This is a genomic window from Hamadaea sp. NPDC051192, assembly GCF_040682475.1.
GTDB classification, from domain to species: Bacteria; Actinomycetota; Actinomycetes; order Mycobacteriales; family Micromonosporaceae; genus Hamadaea; species Hamadaea flava.
Genome location: NZ_JBFBAZ010000127.1, coordinates 1 through 22634, shown reverse-complemented (window position 1 = coordinate 22634; position 22634 = coordinate 1). Strand labels below are relative to the sequence as shown.

Below are 22634 nucleotides of genomic sequence, written 5' to 3'. Positions count from 1 at the left end.
CTTGTCATCCCTTAATTCAAAATTATCACGTTCCCCATTTATCCGGGCACGCGCATGGCCTTTGTTGCGCCGATTCGGCGGGCCCCGCTTGTTTAACCCGGGGGGCCCGCTCCGATGGGGTTGAGGAGTTAGCCGGTGATGGTGACGAACGGCCGCCCGAGGGTGGTCGTGCCGTCGGTGAGGGTGGTGCGACCCAGGTAGCGCAGGCCGGCGGTAAGGCCGCTGCCGGTGACTGTCACGGGGACCGTCTGGCCCGTCGCCACCGCCACGCTGGCGGGGTTGATGGTCGCGTTACCCGTCGCGGTCGACCCGAGCAGGTAGACGTGACCCTTTACGTTGGTGATCGGGTCGCCGGCGAACAGGTCGTAGTAGACGTCGTAAGTGCCCGGCCCGAGCGTGATCAGCTCCTCCGAGTCACCGTCCGCCGCCTGCCCGGCCAGCGTGTTCGTCCCCGCGGCGTACGCGAAGACGTCGAGGTCGGTCGTGTCGGAGTAGTCCGCGGCGTACGTGCCGAACCGGCCGATGGAGCCGGCGGGCACCGTGACCGTCACCTTCGCCGTACGCGAGGACGCGGCCGGGTTGGTGGACACGAACGATGGGCCGCTCATGTCCAACGGGTAGGTGGTGACCGTCGCGGGGACGAGGCCGGCCAGGGACGCGTTGAGCGTACCGGTGTAGCCGACCTTGACCGGGATGGTCGCGGACCCCGTGCCCACGACCTCGGTCGGCGCGGCGTACGCGACGGGCCGGACCGCGATGGGGCTGCGGACCGTGTGGTCGCGGTGACCGGTGGCCTTGTCGTACCAGCTGATCGAGCCGAACGCCCAGCTGCCGAGGGCGGCCGTGGACCGGGTCAGCGTCACCTTGTAGGTGGCGCTCTGGCCCGCGTCGACCTTGAGGATCGCCGGGCTCACCGAGACGGTGACGCCGGCCGGGGCGACGACGGTCGGCGTGTACTTCGAGTCACGGTTGGTGATGTTCGTGACCGTACGCGTGATCGTCTGCGAGCCCACCAGGTCGCCGACAGAGATCGACGGGTAGTTGAGGTCGCTGGGGTCGATCGCCGGCAGCGCCGAGCAGTCGAGGCCGACGGCGGCGCCCTGGCCGATGGCGCACAGGTACGCCAGCCAGTCCACCGGGCCGGACTCGTAGACCAGACCGGGGTTGAACGCGGAGGCGGGCTGGACGTGCCCGGCGCCGAAGTTCAGCGGCGTCGCAGCGGCGCCGGTCGCGGTCTGGATCGGGTTGCCCTTGTTGTCGAGCTGGTACGCCGTGGTCATGAGCGCCGACTTGATGGTGATCGGGTCCCAGCCGGGGTTGGCGCTCTTGAGCAGGGCGGCGAGGCCGGCGATGTGCGGGCTCGACATCGAGGTGCCGGACTCGGCGTTGAAGTTGTTGCCGTCCTTCGCCGGAGAGATCGCGGCGATGACGTCGACGCCGGGCGCGGTGATGTCCGGCTTGAGCAGGTCGCCGCCACCGGCCAGGGCCGGTCCGGTGGACGAGAAGCCGGCCATGAGCGGGGCCTCGACCGGGGTCGGGTCGGTCACGGTCAGCGACGCGGTCGCGCCCGCCGTCGCGGCGTACGCCTTGATGGCATCGCCCGCGGGCGCCTCGACCTGGACCGTCGGGACGGCGTGGAAGTCGCCGACGAGGCCGGGCGCGGCCGCGGTGTTGGCGAGGATCATGCCGACGCCGCCGGCGTCCTTGACGACCTGGCCCTTCTCGACCCGGGCGTTGGTGCCCCGGGTGCAGATGACGATCTTTCCGGTGGCCTGAGCCGCGTCGATGGAGCCGGGCATGCAGAGCGTCGCGTTGGCGACCGTCTGTCCGGCGGCCGGGATCGCGGCCGAGTTGATCAGCGGCGAACTGGGCACCGCGGCGGTGACCACGCCGACACCGGTGTACTGCGCGCCGTTGCCGAGGACGATCGTCTTCTGGTTGCCCCGCGGGTGCGTGCTGGCCGCGACCGTCGCCGTCCACGGCGCGTTGTGCGCCACGGTGCTGACACCCGGGCCGTCGTTGCCGGCCGAGGTGGCGACGAAGACGCCGGCCGCGGTGGCGTTGAAGAACGCGACCTCGACCGCGTTGACGACCGACGTCGTCGAGCCGGAAATCGAGTAGTTGATGACGTCGACGCCGTCGGAGACCGCCTGGTTGATGGCCGCCACGAGGTCGACGGTGCTGCCGCTCGCGCCGTCGTGCGCCGCGTTCTCCCAGAGCGCCTTGTACGCGGCGATGCGAGCCGCCGGGGCCATGCCGCTGATCGAACCGACCGGGCTGCCGTTGATCGAGGCGGGCACGTTGTTGTTGCCGGCCGCCGTCGACGCGGTGTGCGTACCGTGGCCGTCGTAGTCACGCGGGGAGAAGAACTCCACCGGCTGGATCGAGCCCTGACCGGCCGCCTTGAAGTACCGCGCGCCGATCAGCTTGTTGTTGCAGGCCACTGGCGTACCGGTGACACCGGCGTCGCAGGTGCCGTGCCACTTGGCGGCGATCGTCGCGGAGTCCGTGCGCGGCTCGGCCAGCGGGGCGAACGCCGGGTTCTCGGGCCAGATGCCGGAGTCGATGATGCCGACGATGACGCCCTCTCCCGCGTGGCCGACCCCGCCGAACTGCTGCTGCCATACGCCGCCGTCGCCGGTCAGGCCGAGGAACGAGGGGGTGGTGACGGTGTCGGCGTGCACGGTCTCGTTCGCCCACACGGCGGTCACGCCGGCGGTCTTCGCGAGCCGGGCGGCCTCGGCCTGGGTCAGCTGAGCGCTGAAGCCGTTGAAGACCGTCTGGTAGTCGTAACCCTTGCGGGTGGAGCTGACGCCGGCGGCGCGCAGCGCGGCGTCGTGGTCGCTCGACAGGCGCTGGGCGTACGCCTTGGCCTCGGGGGAGTGGGCGTCGACCTTCTTGCCCTTGCCGGGCTTGGTCGCCTTGAACCCGGTACGGTCACCGGCGTACGTGGCGATCGGCTGACCGGCTGTCTGGACGATGTACGTGGCGGTGTCGGCGGCGCCGCCCGGAGCCGCGGTGGCGCTGCCGTTCAGAATGACCGTCAGACCGGCCATCGTGACCACGGCGAGCGCGCCCACGGCGAGCCGGTGGGCCGCCTGGCGCTGGAGATTCACGGGGGTATACCTCCTGAGAGTCGCGGCCCCGCACTCCCGTGTGGTGGGCCGCAGACCGTTGACGCTATCGCCGTGATCACCTAAGGCGACCTGATCGAACGGCTGCCCACATGACACGGTCGCCACAGCCGACGGCTCATCCGTGACACGGACGTGACAGGGCTACCTCCCGAACGACGCGCACTCGCCTCGCCTCGCCCCGCCTCGCCTCGCCCTCGCCCTCGCCTCGCCCCGCCCCGCCCTCGCACCGCCCCGCCCCGCCCCGTTGATCATGGAGTATCCGGCCTCGACGCGCCGTCGAGTCAACAGTTAACTCCATGATCAACGGGTCGGCCGGCGGAGTGCGGCGGGGCTGGCGGCGGGGGCGACGGGGCGGGCGGCGGAGGCGACGGGGCTGGCGGTGCCGGGGACGAGGTGCGGAAGGCTTACATATTTCGCACAATCAATGCATCCGTGTGTCGCGCCCCTGCCGGAGACCCCCGCCCGGCCGCGTACGCGGACAGGCAGGAGAACCTCGTGCGCAGATCACTCCGGGCCGTGCTCGCCACGGCAGCCGCCCTCGTCGTCGCAGCTGGGACGGTCGTCGCCCTCGCCGCACCGGCGCAGGCGACCCCGCCCAACATCCCGTCGTACGCGAACGCGGTCAGCCGCCTCGCGGCGCTCACCGTGGCCACCGAGTCGCATCAGTCCACGTACGACCGGGACCTGTTCCCGCATTGGATCACCATCACGGGTGCCTGCAACACCCGGGAGCAGGTCCTCAAGCGGGACGGCACCAACGTGGTCGTCAACAGCAGCTGCTACCCGACCTCCGGTTCCTGGTACAGCCCGTATGACGGGGCCACCTGGACGGACCCGGCCGACATCGACATCGACCACATGGTGCCGTTGGCCGAGGCCTGGCGGTCCGGCGCGTGGGCGTGGACGACCGCGCAGCGTCAGGCGTACGCCAACGACCTCGGCGGTCCCGAGCTGTGGGCGGTCACCGACAACGTGAACCAGGCGAAGGGCGATCAGGACCCCGCGCACTGGAAGCCGTCGCTCACCTCGTTCTGGTGCACCTACGCCAAGGCGTGGATCCAGGCGAAGTGGTACTACAGCCTGACTGTCGACAGCTCCGAGAAGTCCGCGTTGACTTCCATGCTGACCTACTGCTGACCTACTGCTGAGCAGTGACCGCCCGGTGGTGCGCGATCAGGTTCGCGTACCACCGGGCGCTGTCCTTCAGCACGCGCTGTTGGGTGGCGTAGTCGACATGGATGATGCCGAACCGTTTGCCGTAGCCGAGGGCCCACTCGAAGTTGTCCAGCAGCGACCAGACGAAGTAACCCCGGAGGTCTACGCCCGCCGCCATCGCCTCGGTCAGCGCCGAAACGTGCGCCTGCAGATATGACGTTCGCTCGGTGTCGTGCACCCGCCCGTCGACCAGGTCGTCCGCGTAGGCGGCGCCGTTCTCGGTCACCACGATCGGGATGTCGTACTCGCGGGTGACGCGGACGAGCATCTCGGTGAGCCCGCTCGGGTCGACGGTCCAGTCCATCGCGGTCACCGGTCCCGGTGGCTTGTGGAACGCCACGCGCTCCGCGCTGGGGAACGGCCACGGCCCGGTCGCCGGTTCGGCGGCGGCTCCGACCAGGTCCGGCTGGTAGTAGTTCACGCCCAGCAGGTCGATCGGCGTACCGATGACCTTCAGGTCGTCGTCCCGCACGAACCTCCAGTCGGTCACGCCCGCGGTGTCCTCCAGCACATCCAACGGGTACGCACAGCGCAGGATCGGGTCGGCGAAGATGCGGTTGAGCAGCCCGTCGATGCGGCGAGCCGCGTCGAGATCGGCCGGATCGCCGGAGACCGGACGGACGGCGCCCTGGTTGAGCGCGGCGGAGATCCGGGAGCCCGGGGCCGCGGCCCGGATCGCCTGCGTGGCCAGACCGTGGCCGAGCAGCAGGTGGTGCACCGCTTCGAAGGCGGCCGCGCCGTCGGCCCGCCCGGGGGCGTGCGCGCCCGAGCCGTAGCCGAGGAACGCGGAGCACCAGGGCTCGTTGAGCGTGCACCACAGGCCGACGCGGTCGCCGAGGCGGTTCGCGACGATCTCTGCGTACTCGGCGAACCGGTACGCGGTGTCCCGATCGAGCCAGCCGCCACGATCCTCCAGCGCCTGGGGGAGGTCCCAGTGGTAGAGGGTCGCGACGGGCATGATCCCGCGGTCGCAGAGCGCGTCGACGAGGCGGTCGTAGAAGGCGAGCCCGGCCTCGGTCACCGGGCCGATCCCGTCGGCCACCACGCGCGGCCACGACACCGAGAACCGGTACGCGGTCAGCCCGATCTCGGCCATCAGCGCGACGTCGTCGGCGTACCGGTGGTAGTGGTCGGCGGCGCGTTCGCCGGTGTGCCCGTCGGCGACGATGCCGGGCCGGGCGCAGAAGGTGTCCCAGATGGACGGAGTACGCCCGTCGTCGGCGACGGCCCCTTCGATCTGGTACGCCGCGGTGGCGGCGCCCCACCAGAAGCCGGCCGGGAAGTGTTCCGCTGGTCCGGCCGCACTTGCCGGAGAGCGCTCTCCATTCATGGGGCACAGCGTTCCGCCTGATCCGGTGCGTTGTCAAGACATCGATCCTTGACAAGGGCGGAACATCGGCGTACGAACGGAGAGCGCTCTCCCATCCAACCCTTCCGCCACCCACCCCACCCCACCCCACCTCACCCCACCCCACTCCCCGTCCCGCCCCGCCCCCCGTTCATGTGCGTTGATCATGGAGTTAACTGTGGTCTCGGCGGCGTGTCGTGACCGGAAACTCCATGATCAACGCGCCGAATCCCGGTAGGTGATCGCCCGTGAACCTCCGCATCCCCCTGATATCCGTGGCCGCCGCGACGCTGGCCGCCGCGATCGCGATCATCCCGTTGCGCGCCAGCGCGGCGGATTCCCTGCTCTCCCAAGGCAAACCGGTGCTCGCCTCGTCCGCCGAGGGAGCCGGTACGCCCGCCGAGGCCGCCGTCGACGGCAACGCCGGCACCCGCTGGTCGAGCCTGTTCGCCGATCCGCAATGGCTGCGGGTCGACCTCGGTGCGACCGCGACGATCAGCCAGGTCGTCCTCCAATGGGAGGCGGCGTACGCGTCGGCGTACCAGGTGCAGGTGTCGGCCGACGGCAGCACGAACTGGCAGACGCTCTACTCCACGACGACGAGCACCGGCGGCACCCAGACCCTCACGGTCACCGGCTCCGGCCGGTACGTCCGCGTCTACACGACCGCCCGGGCGACCGGGTACGGCGTATCGCTGTGGGAGTTCCAGGTCTACGGCACGCCCGGCGGGTCCGCCTGCGACACCGGCACGAACCGGGCGCTGAACCAGCCGGCGACCGCCTCCTCGGCCGAGAACGCGGCCAACCCGGCGACCGCCGCTGTCGACGGCAACACCGGCACCCGTTGGTCCAGTCTGTTCGCCGATCCACAGTGGCTGCGGGTCGACCTCGGCAGTACGCAGTCGATCTGCCGGGTCGTCGTGCAGTGGGAGGCGGCGTACGCGTCGGCGTACCAGGTGCAGGTGTCGGCCGACGGCAGCACGAACTGGCAGACGCTCTACTCCACGACGACGAGCACCGGCGGCACCCAGACGCTCGACGTCGCCGGATCGGGCCGCTACCTGCGGGTCTACGGCACCGCCCGGGCGACCGGCTACGGCTACTCGATCTGGGAACTCCAGGTCTTCACCGGCTCCGGCGGGACCGGAAGCCCGAGCCCGACGCCGAGCACGTCGCCGAGCGGGACGTGGACCACCGTGTGGAGCGAAGACTTCTCCGGTGCGGCCAACACCTCGCCGAGTTCGGCCAACTGGCTGCTCCGCACCGGTACGCAGTACCCCGGCGGCGCGGCGAACTGGGGAACCGGCGAAGTCGAGACGGCCAGCGCCTCGACCGCGAACGTCTCGCTCGACGGCACCGGGAAGCTGGCCATCAAGGCGATCCGCGACGGATCCGGCACCTGGACCTCCGGGCGCTTGGAGACCCAGCGCACCGACTTCGCGGCCAACCCCGGTGAACTCGTCCGCTTCGCCGCCGTCATCCAGCAGCCGAATGTGGCCAACGCACTGGGCTACTGGCCCGCGTTCCGGGCGACGGGGGCGGCGTACCGGGGGAACTACACCAACTGGCCGGGAGTCGGGGAGACCGACATCATGGCCGGGGTCAACGGGCGGAGCCAGCTTGCCCAGACCCTGCACTGCGGCACCGCGCCGGACGGGGTCTGCGGCGAGTACACCGGCCGCAGCAGCGGCCTGGCGACCTGTGCCGGCTGCCAGACCGGCCTGCACGAGTACGCCCAGGTCATCGACCGTACCAAGACCGACGAGGAGATCCGGTTCTACCTCGACGGGGTGCAGACGTGGGTGGTCAAACAGAGCCAGGTCGGCGTGGCCGCCTGGGACGCAGCCGTCCACCACGGCTTCTATCTGCGGCTGGAGCTGCCGATCGGCGGCGCGTGGCCGAGCGCGGTGGCGGGGCGTACGGTGCCGACCCCGGACACGACGTCGGGCGGCGTCATGACCGTCGACTCGGTGACCGTGCAGAAGCAGACCGGCGCGACCGCCCCGGCGATGACCGATCCGGCGATCCCGGCCGGGCCGAGCATCGTGAAAGTGGTTGGCACGCAAGGGAACTGGCAGTTGCAGGCCAACGGATCCCCATGGGAGGTACGCGGGCTGACCTATGGGCCGCCGCAGGGCGCCGCCGACGGCTATGTCCGCGATCTCAAGGCGGCCGGGGTCAACACTCTGCGTACGTGGGGAGTGGACGACGCCAACACGCCGACACTGCTGAACACGGCGGCCCGGCAAGGTCTGAAGGTCGTCGTCGGGCACTGGCTCAACCAGGGCGCGGACTACGTCAACGACGCGACCTACAAGGCGAACACGAAGGCGGAGATCGTCAACCGCGTCAACGCCTTGAAGAACAACCCCGGCGTCCTGCTGTGGGACGTCGGCAACGAGGTGATCTTGACCATGCAGGATCACGGCCTGCCCGCCGCGGAGGTCGAGGCGCGGCGCGTCGCGTACGCCCAGTTCGTGAACGAGGTCGCGGTGGCGATCCATGCCGCGGATCCGAACCACCCCGTGACCTCGACCGACGCCTGGACCGGCGCGTGGCCCTACTACAAGCAGTACGCCCCGGCGCTGGACCTGCTCGCGGTGAACTCCTACGGCGCGATCGGCGGTGTGAAGCAGGCTTGGATCGACGGCGGCTACACCAAGCCATACATCATCACCGAGGGCGGACCGGCCGGGGAGTGGGAGGTCCCCAACGACGTAAACGGCGTCCCGACCGAGCCCTCCGACCTGCAGAAACGAGACGGGTACGCGGCCAGCTGGGCTGCCGTGAAGGCCCATCCCGGGGTGGCGCTCGGCGCGACCGAGTTCCACTACGGACTGGAGAACGACTTCGGCGGGGTGTGGCTCAACACCTATACCGGCGGCTGGCATCGGCTCGGGTTCTACGCGCTGCAGAAGGCGTACACCGGGACGACGGCGGCGAACACGCCACCGGAGATCACCTCGATGACCGTGGCGAACCAGACCGCCGTGCCCGCGGGCGGCACGTTCACCGTGAACGTCGCGGCAAATGATCCACAAGGCGACGCGATCCGGTACAACCTGATGGCGAGCGACAAGCACATCAACGGCGGCACCGGGCTGACCAACCTCCGGTTCACCCAGACCGGCAACGGCCAGTTCACCGTCACCGCCCCGGAGTCGCTGGGCGTCTGGAAGATCTACGTGTACGCCTTCGACGGCCACGGCAACGTCGGGATCGAGCAGCGCTCGTTCAAGGTGGTGCCGCCGACGATCCCGGGGACGAACGTGGCCCTCGGCAAGACCGCCACCGCATCCTCCTACCAGCCGACGGGCACGAACGGGCCGCAGCTGCCGTCCTACGCCGTCGACGGGAACTGGAGTACGCGGTGGGCCTCCGAATGGGTGGCCACCGCGTGGTTCCAGGTGGACCTCGGTTCGATCACCGCGATCAATCACGTCGAGCTGGCCTGGGAAGCCGCGTACGCCAAGGCGTACCAGGTGCAGGTGTCGGCCGACGGCAGCACCTGGACCACCGTCTACTCGACGACGAGCGGCGACGGCGGGTTCGACGAGATAGCGCTGAACGCCTCGGCTCGCTACGTCCGGGTGAACGGGACCGACCGGGCCACCGCCTACGGCTATTCCCTCTGGGAGTTCGGCGTATACAAGCCGTGACTCCCGTCGCGGGGGCGCTCCTGCCCGGGCGCCCCCGCGTACTCGACCGCGTCGAAGAGTGGGTCGGCGAGCGCGATGGAGAGCGCTCTCCGCCCATGCTATAAAGACCGCATGGCCTTGGGAGAGCCCACGGGGAGGCACGCCCCGACGCTGGAGGACGTGGCGAAGGTGGCCGGCGTGTCCCGGGCCACCGTCTCGCGCGTCGTCAACAACACCCGCAACGTCGACCCGGCGCTGCACTCGGTCGTCTGGGACGCCGTGGCCGCCACCGGCTACGTCCCCAACCGGGCGGCCCGTTCACTGGTCACGCGGCGGACCGACGTCGTCGCGCTGGTGGTCTCCGAGGCCGAGAACCGGACCGCCGACGATCCCTTCTACAGCCGGTTCCTCGGCGACCCCTTCTTCGGCCGGGTGCTCGGCGGGGCGCTCAGCGTGCTCGCGCCGTTGGGCGTACACGTGCCGTTGACCTTGGTGGGCTCCGCCGCCGCCCGTCGCAAGCTGATCTCCGACCTGCGGGGCGGCCAGCTCGACGGCGCGTTGGTGATCTCGTTGCAGCCGCAGGACCCGTTGCCGCGCCAACTGGCCGAGGCGAAGGCCCCGGCTGTCCTGTTCGGACGCCCGTCGCTGCCGACCGCGATCGACTATGTGGACGTCGACCAGAACGCGGCCGCCAAGCTCGCCGCCGAGCACCTGCTGACCCGGGGCTGCAAGCGCATCGTGTCGGTCGCCGGATCGCTCGACATGCCGGCCGGGCACGACCGGCTGACCGCGTTCCGGGCCGCGCTGGCCGACCACGGGATCGCCGACGTGCCCGCCGAGGAGGGCGGGTTCACCCAGGAGGGTGCCGAGCAGGCCATGCAGCGCCTGCTCAAGAAGCATCCGAAACTCGACGGGGTGTACGCGGCCAGCGACGTGATGGCGCAGGGAGCTGTCCATGTGCTGCGCGAGGCGGGCCAGCGTGTCCCTGAGGATGTGGCCGTCGTCGGCTTCGACGACAGCAGCGCCGCCTCGTCCTGCCGTCCGCCGCTGACGACCGTACGCCAGCCGGTGGAGGACATGACCGCGGAGATGGCCCGGATGCTCATGTTCCACCTGGAGCACCCGGCCGCGCGGACGACGTCCGTCGTGTTCGAACCCACTCTCGTGGTGCGGCAGTCCGCCTGACGCCCTCTTGACAGGGGGAGCGAGGCGTCGCATGCTCGCTCGGAGAGCGCTCTCCGATTCACTCCGAAGGAGCCGCATGCGGTCTTTCCTGTATCGGCTGGACGTCAAGGGCTCGCCCTACCTGTACGTCGTGCCGTTCTTCCTGATCTTCGCGAGCTTCGGGCTGTTCCCGTTGGCATACACGGGATGGGTGTCGCTGCACGAGTGGAACCTGCTCGAGGACGACCACCCGTGGATCGGCCTGGCGAACTACACGACGCTGTTCACCGACTCGAGCTTCTGGAACGCGCTGCGCAACACCGCGCAGATCTGGGTGCTGTCGACCGTGCCGCAACTGGTCGCCGCGCTGTTCCTCGCCAACACCCTCAACCAGCGGCTGCGGGCCCCGACGTTCTGGCGGCTGACGGCGTTGCTGCCCAACATCACCTCGGTCGCCGCCGTCGCGCTCATCTTCAGCCAGGTCTTCGGCAAGGAGTACGGCCTGGTCAACTGGGTGCTCGGCCTGTTCGGCGCGGGGCACATCGACTGGCAGGCCGGGACGGCGTCGTCCCAGGTGGCCATCTCGGTGATGATCATCTGGCGGTGGACCGGCTACAACGCCCTCATTTACCTGGCCGCGATGCAGGCCGTGCCGCGCGACCTCTACCAGGCCGCCGAACTCGACGGAGCGAGCGGCTTCCAGCAGCTCACCCGGATCACCCTGCCCGCGATCCGGCCCACCGTCATCTTCACCGTGATCGTCTCGACCATCGGCGGCATGCAGGTGCTCGCCGAACCCCTGCTGTTCGGCGGCTCGTCGACCACCGGCGGCTCCGACCGCCAGTTCCAGACCCTCGGCCTCTATCTCTACGAGGCCGGCTTCACCCGGTTCGACTTCGGGTACGCCGCCGCGGCGGCCTGGGCCATGTTCGGCGTGATCGTGCTGGCCGCCATCGCGAACTACTTCCTCACCAGCCGTCTGCGGAGGTCCTGATGACGACGCTCACGCCCACCCGATCCGGCTCCCGGATCGCCGTCGTCCGGGGCGTACGCCGCAAGCCTTATCGCGCCGAGCGGCGGCCGGGGAAGCTGGCGTACCTGACGCTGGCCGGGCTGGCCGTGTTCTCCGGCTTCCCGATCTATTGGTCGCTCGTGGTCGCCTCACAGGACAACTCCGTGCTCGGGGCGGTCCCGCCGCCGTTCGGGATCGGCAGCCACCTGTTCGAGAACCTGGACCGTGCCTTCGGGACGGTGCCGTTCCTGCGTGCGCTGACCAACTCGTTCATCGTCTCCGGCGCGATCACGGTCAGCGTGGTCCTGTTCTCCACCTTGGCCGGATTCGCCTTCGCCAAGCTGCGCTTCCGGGGCCGCAATGTGCTGCTGCTCATGATCGTGGCGACGATGATGGTGCCGACGCAGCTCGGCATCATCCCGCTCTACCTGATCATGATCAAGGCTCACCTCGCCGGCACGATGTACGCCGTGATCGCGCCGTCGCTGGTGAGCGCCTTCGGCGTCTTCTTCATGACGCAGTTTCTGCGTGAGGCCGTGCCGACCGAACTCCTCGAAGCGGCCCGCGCCGACGGGTGCTCCACCATCCGCATCTTCTGGCACGTCGTGCTGCCCGCGTCCCGCCCGGCCGCGGCCGTGCTGGGCATGCTGACCTTCATGACGGCGTGGAACGACTTCTTCTGGCCGCTGGTCGTGCTCACCCCGGAAGACCCGACCGTGCAGGTGGCACTGTCCACCCTGGCCAGTGGCTACGTCCAGGACTACTCGCTGTCGCTGACCGGCACGCTCATCGCCACCGTGCCGCTGCTGGCGCTGTTCGGCATCCTGGGCCGCCACATCATCGGCGGCATCATGCAGGGCGCGGTCAAAGGCTGACAGCGCCCTGATCAGAGCGCCCATCCAGTGCGCGTGAGGAAGGCCAGCCGGGCCCGCTTCTCCGGGAGGTCGACCTCGGTCCCGAGGACGAATCCGGCCCGGGCCAGCCGCTCGTGCGCCTTGGTGTTGCGCGCGTCGGGCTCGGCGACGACACGCGTACGCGACGGGTCGGCGAACAGATAGGCGAGCAGGACGCCCAGGAGCGCTCCGGTGAACCCGGGCCGACGGCCGTCGGCGGGCGGCCCGATCAGCAGGTGTACGCCGATGTCGCCGGGCTCGACCGGGTAACACTCGCCGACCGGATCGGCGTCGGGCTCATAGGTCTGGAAGAGCGCGACCGGCTGCCCGCCCAGCACCGCCAGGTACGCGTGATGCGTGTCGAGCGAGTCCAGGTACCCGTAGATCTCCTGAACGCGGGCGAGGTCGGCGTCGCCCATGCCCCAGAAGCGCGCCCGTTCCTCGGTGACCCACCGGTGAAGCAGGGGAGCGTCGGCGACCGGCTCGACCGTACGCAGACTCACCTCGCCGAAGCCGGGCACTTCCTGAGTGAAGACCGTCATCGCGTACCTCGTCCTGAGCGCAGCTCGCGCCAGTCGGTGACGACCGGCAGCAGGTTCCCGGCCAGCCAGGACGGCAGTTGATCGCGGTAGTGGCGGGAACCGGGATCGCCGGACGACCCGAACGGGACGACCCAGCCGCTGTCCTCGCGGCGGGCCACGTTCCAGGCGTACCGGGCGGCGGGGGCGCGGAAGCAATGCTCGGTCACGCCGGGCATGCTCGACGTCGCCAGGACGCAATCGTGGTCGCCGGCCACCCCCGGCCAGTCCTCCTCGGTCGGAACGGCTTGCCAGGGCGCGATGCGGTGCACCTCGCTCCACACCGGATGGTCCTTCTCGGCGGCATCCTCGACGGCCGCACGGACGATCTCCAGCAGGTCGCCCCGCGGGATCAGATCGCAGCGGAGCAGATGCTCCAGGGCGTACGCGATCCGGGGGCGCGCGGCCAGCCAGGGCTGGAAGATCGCGGGGTGGTCGTTCGGTGCGCTCAGGGCGGCCAGCTCCGGATGCCTCGCGAGGCCGTTGACCACCGCTCCGCGTACGGCGGCGAACAGGGTGGCGTCGGTGCTGCCGGCCGCCATCCGCCGATCCCAGCCGACGAGCCGATGCTGGGCCTCGGTCGCTTCGGTGGAGAGCCCGTCGAGCTTGGCGACCAGGTACAGCAGCGGCTCGGCCGAGGCCAGGTAGGTGTCGGTGTGGATCTCGGTGACCGCCGCACCCGACTCGATGAGCGATCGGATGCGGGTCGCCCGGTGCGCCGGCGCGAACTCCACGCCCAGGTCGGCGGCGATCCCGCGCTGGTTCGCCATCACTGCGACGTCGTCGACCGGGGCGCTCGGCATCGGGTGCCAGCCGGTCCACGCGTACGCGTCTTCGTCGGCGGGGACGACGTAGCGGCGGTTCGCCTCCGGGCGTTCCGGGATGAGGCCCGCGACGCGATGCAGCGTGCCGCCCGCGGTGTCGGCCGCCAGCACCACGTTGACCGGGAACGCCCAATCGTCCAGGGCGCGGTCGACGTCCTCGACCGTCCGGGCGCGGAGCAGCGCGGGCAGCGCGGCGAAGCCCACCGTTGTGCGTACCATCGCGGGATCGCGGAGACTGAGCGGTGCGGACTCGGCGGTGACCACGGGCCCGCGGTCGGTCTCGATCGTCTCGACCACCACGGGATCGCCGCCCGCGACCTCGACCACCTCGGTACGCACATCGGCCGCGCGCCAGCCCTCGGGACCGAGCGCCTCGACTCGACCCTCGCGGCGCCGGAGCTGTTCGGCGAACAGGTCCTGATAGTCGGCCATGGCGTTGGTGATGGCCCACGCGACGGCGCCGGTGTGTCCGAAGTGGCCGATGCCCGGACAGCCCGGGATGGCCAGCCCGATCACGTCATACTCGGGACAGGCCAGCTGAATCTGCTGGTAGACCCCGGGATCTTCGAGAATCCGATGTGGATCGCCCGCGATCGTCGTCCCCTCCGCAGTACGCACGAGCCAGCCGTTGCTGCCCGCGACGTAGGGGCCGTCAATGGCGAACAGGTCGACGGCGTGCTCGCCGATCCGCTCGCGGACCAGGCCACGCCAGAGCTTGGCGGGCAGCCCGGTGAACAGGACGTGCCCGCCGAGCCAGACCGCCAGCGGCGTCCACGGCTGCCAGGTCGGCTGCGGCAGACCGGCGTTCACGCCGTCCACATAGGCCTTCACCCAGGTACGCGTAGCCGGGTCGAGGGCGTCGAAGCAGCGCCGGGCGGTGGCGGCGATCCGGGCGCGCCGGGCGAAGACGTCCCACTCGACGGCGTCCGGCCCGAGCAGGGCGGCGCTTGTGCCCTCGGCGCGCCGCCGTTCGACCTCGAGCTGCGGGCCACGGTCGAGCGCGGTCACCTGGCCCTGCCCGAAGGCCAGCTCCGCATGGCCGCCCGCGCGGACGTGGGGGATGCCCCAGGCGTCCCGGTAGATCTCGATCACGCTCGCCCCTCGGTCCCTTAGGTTAGGCTGCCCTAATGTAGCAGAGCGAGGCATGAAACGCGGACGTAATGGGGGCGGGGTAGCGTCACGGGCGTTACGTAACGGGCGTGATGAAAAAGAGGTGAGCCGTGCCCCGGCAGGTCGACCACGATCAGCGCCGCGAGGAGTTGTCCCGCGCGGTCTGGGAGGTCGTCGGCGCCCACGGGCTCGACGGGCTGACGCTGCGTACGGTGGCGGCCGCGGCGCAGTGCACGACCGGGCGGGTGGCGCACTACTTCGAGAACAAGAACGCGCTGCTGATCCACGCGCGGGACGTCATGCACCGGCGGATGGCGGCCCGGATCGACGAGCTGCCGGAGCACGACGATCCCCGTCGGCATCTGCGGTCGGTGTTGCTGGAAGGGCTGCCGCTCGATGAGGACCGCCGGCTCGGCTCGACCGTGTGGGCGTACTTCCTGCTCGCCGCCCGCACCGATCCGGAGCTACGCCGGCAACACGACGTACGCCATCAGTCCTGGCTCACCCGGCTGACCGGGTTGCTGCGTCAGGCGTACCAGTCGGACGGCGGACTGGTGCCCCGCGATCTGGAGCGGCGCGTGCGAGGCCTGGTGGCGGTGGTGGACGGCCTGTCGCTGAGCGCCGTCGCCACGCCCGAGATGTACCCGGCGGACCTCATCGTGGCGGTCCTGGACACCCACCTGAGTCTGTTGTGGAAGGAAGTCGAATGACCACCGTGGAGATCGTGGAGACCTACGCCGAGGACGCGCGCGTGGAGCCGCTCGTGCGGGAGCTGCGGGCGGAACTGGACGCCCGCTACCCGGAGGAGATCGAGTTCGATCACCCGCAGGTGAAGGAGCGGGCGCGGTTCCTGCTCGCGCTGGTCGACGGGCAGGCGGCCGGCTGTTGCGCGTTGCAGGCGCTCGGCGACGGCGACTCGGAGCTGAAGCGGATGTACGTGCGGCCGGGCCACCGTGGACTCGGGCTCGGCCGCCGCCTGATGGGCGCGGTCGAAGACCTGGCTGTCGCGAATGGACTGACAAGCATGCGCCTGGAGACCGGACCCCGCCAGCCGGAGGCGATCGCGGTCTACGAGCGGGCGGGCTTCGTCCGCATCCCCAACTATCCGCCCTACGACCAGTGGGAGCTGAGTCTCTGCTACGCCAAGGCGCTCAGCTCGCCCGGCCGGACCAGCCCGCTCTCGTAACCGAGGACGACCAGCTGGGCGCGGTCGCGGGCGGCGAGCTTGGCCAGTAGCCGGCTCACATAGGTCCGCGCGGTCGCCGCACTGATGTGCAGCCGCGCTGCCAGCTCGGCGTTCGATCGACCCAGGGCGATCTCGCGGAGCACGTCGCGCTCCCGATCGGTCAGTGCGCCGAGCAGCTCAGGGCGAGTGTGGACGCTCGTGTAGCTCGCGATGACCTTGCGGGTGACGGCCGGGGAGAGCAGCGCCTCGCCCCCGGCCACCACGCGGATCGCGTGCCGCAGGTCGCCCGGCCGGATGTCCTTCAGCAGGTAGCCGGACGCGCCGTGCCGCAACGCCGCCGCGATGTGCTCGTCCTCGTCGAATGTGGTCAGCACCAGGACCCGTACGTCGCGCAGCTCCGGGTCCGCGACGATGCGCCGGGTCGCCTCCAGCCCGTCCAGGCCGGGCATGCGGATGTCCATCAGCGCCACGTCAGGTCGCTCTCGACTTACCAAAGAGACCGCGTCGCCCCCGGTCGCGGCCTCGCCCACGACCGCGATGTCTCCCTCACTCTCGGCAAGGGTACGCAGACCGGCGCGGACGAGTTCCTGATCGTCGACGATCACTATCCGGATCACGCCAGCCTCACCGGGAGCGTGGCGGAGACGGTGAACCCGGCCTTCTCCTCGGCCGCCGTGACGCTGCCGCCGAGGAGGCGGGCGCGTTCGCTCATGCCCCGGATGCCGTGGCCGGTGGGCGAGATCGGCCCGCCCCGGCCGTCGTCGGTGACCGCCAGCCGCAGCGTGTCACCGTCCTCGCGCAGTTCGATGTGGACGTTGCGGGCGTGGGCGTGGCGGATCACGTTGGTCAGCGCCTCCTGGACGATCCGGTACGCCGCCGCGTCGATGGCCGGCGAGATCCGATCGAGCTGAGTGTCTACATCGGATCGTACGATGAGGCCGGTCGCCGCGGCTGACGCGATCAGCCCGTCGAGATCGCGTAGCGACACGACAGCGGCTATGGTGCGGTCGTCCGCCCGGTCGTCCGCCCGGTCGTCGGCGTCGTCGCCTTTCCGGTCGGTGGCGCAGTCGTCGGTGCGGTTGACGGCGTTGTCCTCTGTGCGCAGCAAGCGGACGGTGCCGCGTAGTTCGCGCATCGTCTGCTCGCCGGTGTCGCGGACGATGCCGACCGCCCTGGCGGCGACCGCCCCGTCGCCCCGTTCGATCGCCTCGGCGGCGACGTTCGTCTGCAACGCGATCACCGACATCGTGTGCCCGATCGAGTCGTGCAGGTCGCGGGCGAGCGCCTCCCGTTGCCGCTGCATCCGGTGTTCGGCCTCCCTGGTCAGCCGTTCCTGTTCGTCGCGGCGGATCACCCGGCGGGAGCGTACGCCGTCGCCGAGCGCGATGGCCGCCGCCAGGAGCGCCACATTGGAGATCAGCTCATAGCCGAGCAGGTACGCGGCCGGTTCGCCGCCGCGGAAGCGGAAGTACCACGACACCGAGACCACCACCACCGCGGTGACGATCGCAGGCCGCAGCAGCCCCAGCTCGGCCGCCGAATAGAGCGCGGCGGCGACGGGCACCGCGACGCCGATCGCCGGGTACCCCATCGTGTAGTACGCGAACAGGCCCAGCGTCGTCGCCACGAGCACCGCCCTGGGCGTACGCCGCCGGATGAGCATCAGCGCGCCGAAGCCCACCGCGAAGGCGTACGCCGCGATCCCGGGCGTGACCCCCGCCGCCCGGTCGACTCGGTCGGTGGCGATGATCAGCGCGATCGCCAGCGTCACGAAGGCCCCGAACAGCAGGTCCACCACCCAGGGCGCGACTGGATGATCGGCCCGCGCTTGCTCCATGGTCCCGATGCTAGGCCGCCCGCGACCTGCTGAACGTCGCCTGACGACGACTTCCGGGGTCAACCGGTGACGACCCTTAGGGGCGGCGAGGTCGGTCGAGAGTCGCGATCGAGGTCCGATGGCCGGGCGGCCGTTCGTTCCTAGCGTTGGCCGCATGGAAGACGTCAAACAGTTCAGCGAAGGGCTCCGGCGGCTGCCGTGGCCGCTGATCCTGGGACTCGGCGGGCTCGCCCTCGTGCACCCGCTGGTCAGCGTGACCGGGCTGGCCGACACCTTCGGCGACGCCGTCACCCACCTGTCCGTCCTCGCCGCGATCTCGGCGATCTGGATCGTGGTCGTCGGCCTGAGCCGGGTCGAGCGGCCGGTGCTCACATTGACGGCGGCCGGGGCGGCGTACGGGCTGATCGAGCTGGCGATCGGCGGCGTCGTCGGAGTCTTCGCCGACGACCCGGGAGCCGGGCTCGACCCGTCGCTCCTCGGCTTCGCCCTCATCCCGGTGCTGCTCACGAACGGGATCTGGGGTGCGCTCACCGGCCTGCTCGCGCTGCTCGTCCAGCGGCTGCGGGGGCTGCGATGACCTCCCGCCTCGCCCGCCTCTCTCGGCGAGCCCTGCTGACCGCCGGTGGCGGCGCCCTCGCCGGGGCTGGGCTCGCCGGATGTGACGGCATCATCGCCTCCGGCGGCGCCAACAACAGCGCGCAGGGCAGTGCGGGCAGCCTTCTGACCAGCAAGCTCGATCTGCCGGGCCGGTTCCAGGTCCCGTTGCCGATCCCGCCCGTGCTGAAGCCGGTACGCACCGACGGCACCACCGACTACTACGAGATCACGCAGAAGGCGGCGAAGGCCGAGATCCTGCCCGGCGTCTCGACGACGGTGTGGGGCTACAACGGGATCTTCCCGGGACCCACTCTCGTTTCCCGGGCGGGCCGGCGTACCGTCGTCACCCATCGCAACGAACTGCCGGTGCCGGTGTCGGTGCATCTGCACGGTGGCAAGGTGGCCCCGGAGCACGACGGCTATCCCACCGACCTCATCATGGGCACCGGGCCGCACAACGGCCACAGCGGGCGGATGACCACCGGACCCCGGGACTACGTCTACGAGCTGGACCAGCCGGCCGCCACGCTCTGGTATCACGACCATCGCATGGACTTCACCGGACCGCAGGTCTATCGAGGCCTGGCCGGCTTCCACCTGATCCGCGACGATCTGGAGGAGTCGCTCGGGCTGCCCACCGGCGATCGGGACATCCCGTTGATGATCGCCGACCGTGCGTTCGAAGCCGACGGCTCCTTCCGGTATCCCTCGGTCGACCCGTCGCTGGCGAACACCCCCGGCGTCACCAAGGACTACGTCAGCGGCGTACTGGGGGACTGCGTACTGGTGAACGGGGCGCCGTGGCCGGTGCTGGAGGTCGAGGCGGCCCGCTACCGGTTCCGCATCCTCAACGCCTCCAACGCCCGGCGATACAAGCTCGCCCTCGATGAGGGCGCGTCCTTCGTCCAGATCGGCAGCGACCTCGGCCTGCTCGAACGGCCCGTCCGGACGAAGACGATCGAGATCGCCCAGGCCGAGCGGTACGACGTCATCGTGGACTTCTCCGGCTTCCCGCCCGGGAAGCAGGTGACTCTGCGCAACGGAAACGGCCGGGGCGGAACGGCGGACGTGATGCGGTTCGTCGTCACGCGTGGGGCGTCGGACGACAGCCGGATCCCGGACAAGCTCGCCGCACGTGAGCAGCTCAGCCCGGACCAGGCGGTCGCCGAGCGGCAGATCGTCTTCGCCCGGGGCGGGGCGGAGAAGAACGGCATGACATTGTGGACGGTGAACGGTCGGCCGTTCAGTGAGGATCACGTCGTCGCGCGCCCCAAGCTCGGCACCGTCGAGAAATGGACGATCCGAGCGTTGAACGTCGAGCACCCGTTCCACATCCACCTGGCCGGATTCCAAGTCCTGAACGGCTCGGAGCAGGGATGGAAGGACACCGTGAACCTCGACAACGGCGGCCGGGCCGAACTGCTCGTGAAGTTCGCCGGATTTCGCGGCAAGTACGTCCTGCACTGCCACAACCTCGAACACGAGGACATGATGATGATGGCCAACTTCGAGGTGGTCTAGCAGTTCACTGCCGCTGGTCTCTGCCGCCCGCCGGGCGACCATGCTGCTCAGCCGGCTGCTGCCGTGGCGACCGTCAGCAGGGTGCGGACGGCCAGATCGGCGTCGTCCGGATCGGCCGGGACCAGTCGCAGGACACGGTGCGCCGGTGGATCGAGCGGGATGGCGACCAGGCCCTGGGCTCCGGTCAGGGACAGCTCGGGAACGACCGTCACCCCGAGCTGCTCCCGGACGAGGGCGAGCAACGTCGCCATGTCACGGATCCGGCGCTGCGGTTGCAGCGGCTCGCCCGCGTCCTCATACAGGCGTCTCAGAAGTGGCTCGCATCCGTTGTCGGACAACAGGAACGGATCGTCGGCCAGCTCGGCGAGCTGGACCGACGGCTGCCCCGCGAGCGGATGGCCCGGCTCGACGACGGCGAGCATCCGATCGCGATGCAGCACCACGCCGTACGCCTCAGCGGCTGAGCCGCCGTCGAGATCGGCCACCACCCCGGCGTCCACGAGCCGGTCGTCGAGCCACGTCCGGACCTCGGCGTCGCTGCCCTCCAGGAGAACCACGGCCACCTCGGGAAGGCGGACGGCGTACGCGGCGATCAGCGAGGGCAGGAGCTGACCCGCGCTGGGAAACGTGGCCACGCGTATCCGGCGTCGGCGTCGCCGGGTGGCGGTGGCGGCGACCTCGCTGATCCGCTCGACCCGGGCGACGGCTTCTCGGGCGTGCCCGATGATCAGCTGCCCGTGCACGGTCAGCCGCACACCACCGCGCGTACGCGTGACGAGCGGCAGTTGCAGCTCCCGTTCGAGCGCGGCGACCACGTGGCTGACGCCGGACTGGGTCAGGCCTAGCGTCGCGGCCGCCTTCGTGAAGCCACCGGCGTCGGCGACCGCGACCAGTGCCCGCAACTGCGCCAGGTTCATGACTCATCCTCATGCTTCCCTGAGTTGTACATGTTGGACTTGTTCTGGCCCGTCCCCGCACAGTAATGCGCGTGACGATGCCTCGCCGGTCCAGCCTGCTCACCCTGATCGCCGTCGCCGCGCTGTGGGGCGCGTCGTTCCTGTTCATCCGGATCGGCGTACGCGATCTCGGCCCGGTCGCGCTGATCGAAGCCCGGGTCGCCCTCGCCGGCCTGGCGCTGCTCGCGATCGTGACCGTCCTGCGGCGGCGGCCGTCCTGGCGCGATCGGTGGCGTTACCTGATGCTCGGACTGCTGTCGGCAGCCGCCCCGTTCACCCTGATCGCGGCGGCCGAACTCCACCTGACGGCGTCCCTGGCGGGGATCCTCAACGCGACCACGCCGATGTTCAGCCTGCTGCTGTCGGCCTGGTGGCTCCGCGAGCCGCTCACCGTACGCAGACTGGCCGGGGTCGTGGTCGGCGTACTCGGGGTGGCGGTACTCGTCGGGCTCGGGCCGATCGACCCCGGCCCGGCCCTCTGGGCGTCCGTAGCGGCCAGCCTGGTCGCCGCCCTGCTCTACGCCGCCGGAGGAATCTACGCGGCGACCCGGTTCAGCGGCGTCGCGCCCATCTCGGTCGCCACCGGCCAACAACTCGCGGCGGCCGTGCTGCTAATGCCACTCGCGGCGGTGCTGCCGCCCGCGGACCTGCCCGGCCCGTCCGTGACAGCGGCGGTGCTGGCCTTGGCACTGGCGTGCACGGCGTTGGGCTTCGTGCTCTTCTATCGGCTGGTCGCCCAGCTCGGCTCGACCGGCGCGCTCACGGTGACTTACCTGGTGCCGGTGTTCGGCTCGGCCTGGGGCGCACTGTTCCTCGGCGAACGGCTGTCCGTCGGCGCAGGACTCGGCCTGCTCCTGGTGCTGGGCGGCGTCGCCCTCGTCACCCGCCCCTCCGCCGTCGCCGCTTCCGCCCCCGCCCCCGCTCCCGTCGCCGCTCCCGACGCCTTACCTGCGCCCGACTGCCGCTCCCGCTCCGGGCCGAGGGCCGAGCCGCGTTGATCATGGAGTTAACTGTGGTGTCGTCGGTGTGTCGTACCCGGAAACTCCATGATCAACGGCGCGGGGTGGTCGGTTCGCGGCGCGGCTGGCCGGTCAACGGCGCGGGGTGGCCGGTCAACGGCGCGGCTTGGACGGTTCGCGGTGCGAGGTGGTCGGTCCACGGTGCGGGTCGGTTCGCGATGCGAGGTGGCTGGCCGCGGCGCGGATGGCCGGTCGCGGTGCGGGGTGGCCGGTCACGGTGCGCGTTGGGGTTGGGGCCACTCCTTGGTCCGTCGTGTGCCCATGGTCTGCCCTTTTCGGCCGCTTTCAAGGTCGTGTTCCCGTGGTCTGCGCGAAACCGGGCTCTGAGCGCAGATGGCGGGACCTTCGTCACCGAAATCGGGCCCGAAACGCATACCACGGGCACACGATCTCGCCGGCCGGCCGCTCAGGCGGCGGCGTCTGGCCCGATGCGTTGATCATGGACTTTCCGGCCCCGACACACCGGCGACACCACAGTTAACTCCATGATCAACGGGGAGGCGACGGCGACACGGCGGTCGCGGACGTCATCGTGGATCAGACCGTGGCCGACCTCGGCCGCATCGCGCTCGCGGCGCTGGTGGCGAACCTGCTGTTCC

At 70.4% G+C, this 22634-nt stretch carries 18 protein-coding genes; 10 read left to right on the top strand and 8 right to left on the bottom strand.

Annotated features, from left to right (window positions below):
- Window positions 1-128: 128 nt before the first annotated feature.
- Window positions 129-3116 carry a S8 family peptidase gene (locus tag AB0M47_RS34115; protein WP_363421475.1) on the bottom strand — a complete coding sequence of 996 codons (2988 nt, stop codon included), beginning with the start codon at window positions 3114-3116 and terminating at the stop codon, window positions 129-131.
- A gap of 516 nt (window positions 3117-3632) precedes the next feature.
- Between AB0M47_RS34115 and AB0M47_RS34110 the strand changes: the two genes are divergently transcribed.
- Window positions 3633-4274, top strand: a complete 642-nt coding sequence (locus tag AB0M47_RS34110) for an HNH endonuclease family protein (protein WP_363421473.1) — start codon at window positions 3633-3635, stop codon at window positions 4272-4274.
- A gap of 1 nt (window position 4275) precedes the next feature.
- Here AB0M47_RS34110 and AB0M47_RS34105 read toward each other — a convergent pair whose 3' ends face one another.
- Window positions 4276-5682, bottom strand: a complete 1407-nt coding sequence (locus AB0M47_RS34105) for a GH1 family beta-glucosidase (protein ID WP_363421470.1) — start codon at window positions 5680-5682, stop codon at window positions 4276-4278.
- A gap of 266 nt (window positions 5683-5948) precedes the next feature.
- On the opposite strand from AB0M47_RS34105, the gene AB0M47_RS34100 reads away from it, so the two are divergent.
- From AB0M47_RS34100 to AB0M47_RS34085, 4 genes are all read left to right on the top strand, one after another.
- Window positions 5949-9359: a discoidin domain-containing protein gene (locus tag AB0M47_RS34100; protein ID WP_363421468.1), complete on the top strand. Its 3411-nt coding sequence runs from the start codon at window positions 5949-5951 to the stop codon at window positions 9357-9359.
- 111 nt (window positions 9360-9470) lie between these two features.
- Window positions 9471-10523, top strand: coding sequence for a LacI family DNA-binding transcriptional regulator (locus AB0M47_RS34095; protein ID WP_363421465.1), 1053 nt, complete (start codon window positions 9471-9473; stop codon window positions 10521-10523).
- Between the two features lie 76 nt (window positions 10524-10599).
- Complete coding sequence (locus AB0M47_RS34090) at window positions 10600-11496, top strand: sugar ABC transporter permease (protein ID WP_253753013.1); 897 nt, start codon at window positions 10600-10602, stop codon at window positions 11494-11496.
- Window positions 11496-12389 carry a carbohydrate ABC transporter permease gene (locus AB0M47_RS34085; protein WP_363421462.1) on the top strand — a complete coding sequence of 298 codons (894 nt, stop codon included), beginning with the start codon at window positions 11496-11498 and terminating at the stop codon, window positions 12387-12389. The genes AB0M47_RS34090 and AB0M47_RS34085 overlap by 1 nt, the downstream gene beginning before the upstream one ends.
- A gap of 11 nt (window positions 12390-12400) precedes the next feature.
- Here AB0M47_RS34085 and AB0M47_RS34080 read toward each other — a convergent pair whose 3' ends face one another.
- Window positions 12401-12949 (bottom strand): GNAT family N-acetyltransferase, encoded by a 549-nt coding sequence (locus AB0M47_RS34080; protein ID WP_363421460.1) that lies wholly within the window; start codon window positions 12947-12949, stop codon window positions 12401-12403.
- The gene (locus tag AB0M47_RS34075) at window positions 12946-14898 is read right to left on the bottom strand and encodes a penicillin acylase family protein (protein ID WP_363421480.1); all 1953 of its coding nucleotides are present in this window, start codon (window positions 14896-14898) and stop codon (window positions 12946-12948) included. Before AB0M47_RS34075 ends, AB0M47_RS34080 begins: the two co-directional genes overlap by 4 nt.
- A gap of 131 nt (window positions 14899-15029) precedes the next feature.
- Here AB0M47_RS34075 and AB0M47_RS34070 point away from each other — a divergent pair, with 131 nt between their 5' ends.
- Both AB0M47_RS34070 and AB0M47_RS34065 read left to right on the top strand, forming a co-directional pair.
- Complete coding sequence (locus AB0M47_RS34070; protein WP_363421457.1) at window positions 15030-15629, top strand: TetR family transcriptional regulator C-terminal domain-containing protein; 600 nt, start codon at window positions 15030-15032, stop codon at window positions 15627-15629.
- Window positions 15626-16105, top strand: coding sequence for a GNAT family N-acetyltransferase (locus AB0M47_RS34065; RefSeq protein ID WP_363421455.1), 480 nt, complete (start codon window positions 15626-15628; stop codon window positions 16103-16105). Before AB0M47_RS34070 ends, AB0M47_RS34065 begins: the two co-directional genes overlap by 4 nt.
- On the opposite strand, the gene AB0M47_RS34060 is transcribed toward AB0M47_RS34065, so the two are convergent.
- Window positions 16057-16722: a response regulator transcription factor gene (locus tag AB0M47_RS34060; protein ID WP_363421453.1), complete on the bottom strand. Its 666-nt coding sequence runs from the start codon at window positions 16720-16722 to the stop codon at window positions 16057-16059. The two genes, AB0M47_RS34065 and AB0M47_RS34060, sit on opposite strands and share 49 nt — an antisense overlap.
- The gene (locus tag AB0M47_RS34055; RefSeq protein WP_363421450.1) at window positions 16719-17942 is read right to left on the bottom strand and encodes a histidine kinase; all 1224 of its coding nucleotides are present in this window, start codon (window positions 17940-17942) and stop codon (window positions 16719-16721) included. The genes AB0M47_RS34060 and AB0M47_RS34055 overlap by 4 nt, the downstream gene beginning before the upstream one ends.
- A 154-nt stretch (window positions 17943-18096) precedes the next feature.
- Between AB0M47_RS34055 and AB0M47_RS34050 the strand changes: the two genes are divergently transcribed.
- A complete protein-coding gene (locus AB0M47_RS34050; protein ID WP_363421448.1) occupies window positions 18097-18519 on the top strand; it encodes a hypothetical protein in 423 nt (140 codons plus the stop codon).
- Window positions 18516-20060: a multicopper oxidase domain-containing protein gene (locus tag AB0M47_RS34045; RefSeq protein WP_363421445.1), complete on the top strand. Its 1545-nt coding sequence runs from the start codon at window positions 18516-18518 to the stop codon at window positions 20058-20060. Before AB0M47_RS34050 ends, AB0M47_RS34045 begins: the two co-directional genes overlap by 4 nt.
- A gap of 47 nt (window positions 20061-20107) precedes the next feature.
- Here the strand turns inward: AB0M47_RS34045 and AB0M47_RS34040 are convergent, their stop codons facing one another.
- The gene (locus AB0M47_RS34040; protein ID WP_363421443.1) at window positions 20108-20977 is read right to left on the bottom strand and encodes a LysR family transcriptional regulator; all 870 of its coding nucleotides are present in this window, start codon (window positions 20975-20977) and stop codon (window positions 20108-20110) included.
- Window positions 20978-21054: 77 nt separating this feature from the next.
- On the opposite strand from AB0M47_RS34040, the gene AB0M47_RS34035 reads away from it, so the two are divergent.
- Complete coding sequence (locus tag AB0M47_RS34035) at window positions 21055-22014, top strand: DMT family transporter (RefSeq protein WP_363421478.1); 960 nt, start codon at window positions 21055-21057, stop codon at window positions 22012-22014.
- Between the two features lie 427 nt (window positions 22015-22441).
- Here AB0M47_RS34035 and AB0M47_RS34030 read toward each other — a convergent pair.
- The coding region (locus tag AB0M47_RS34030) for a hypothetical protein (protein WP_363421440.1) at window positions 22442-22634 on the bottom strand (193 nt) is incomplete at its 5' end.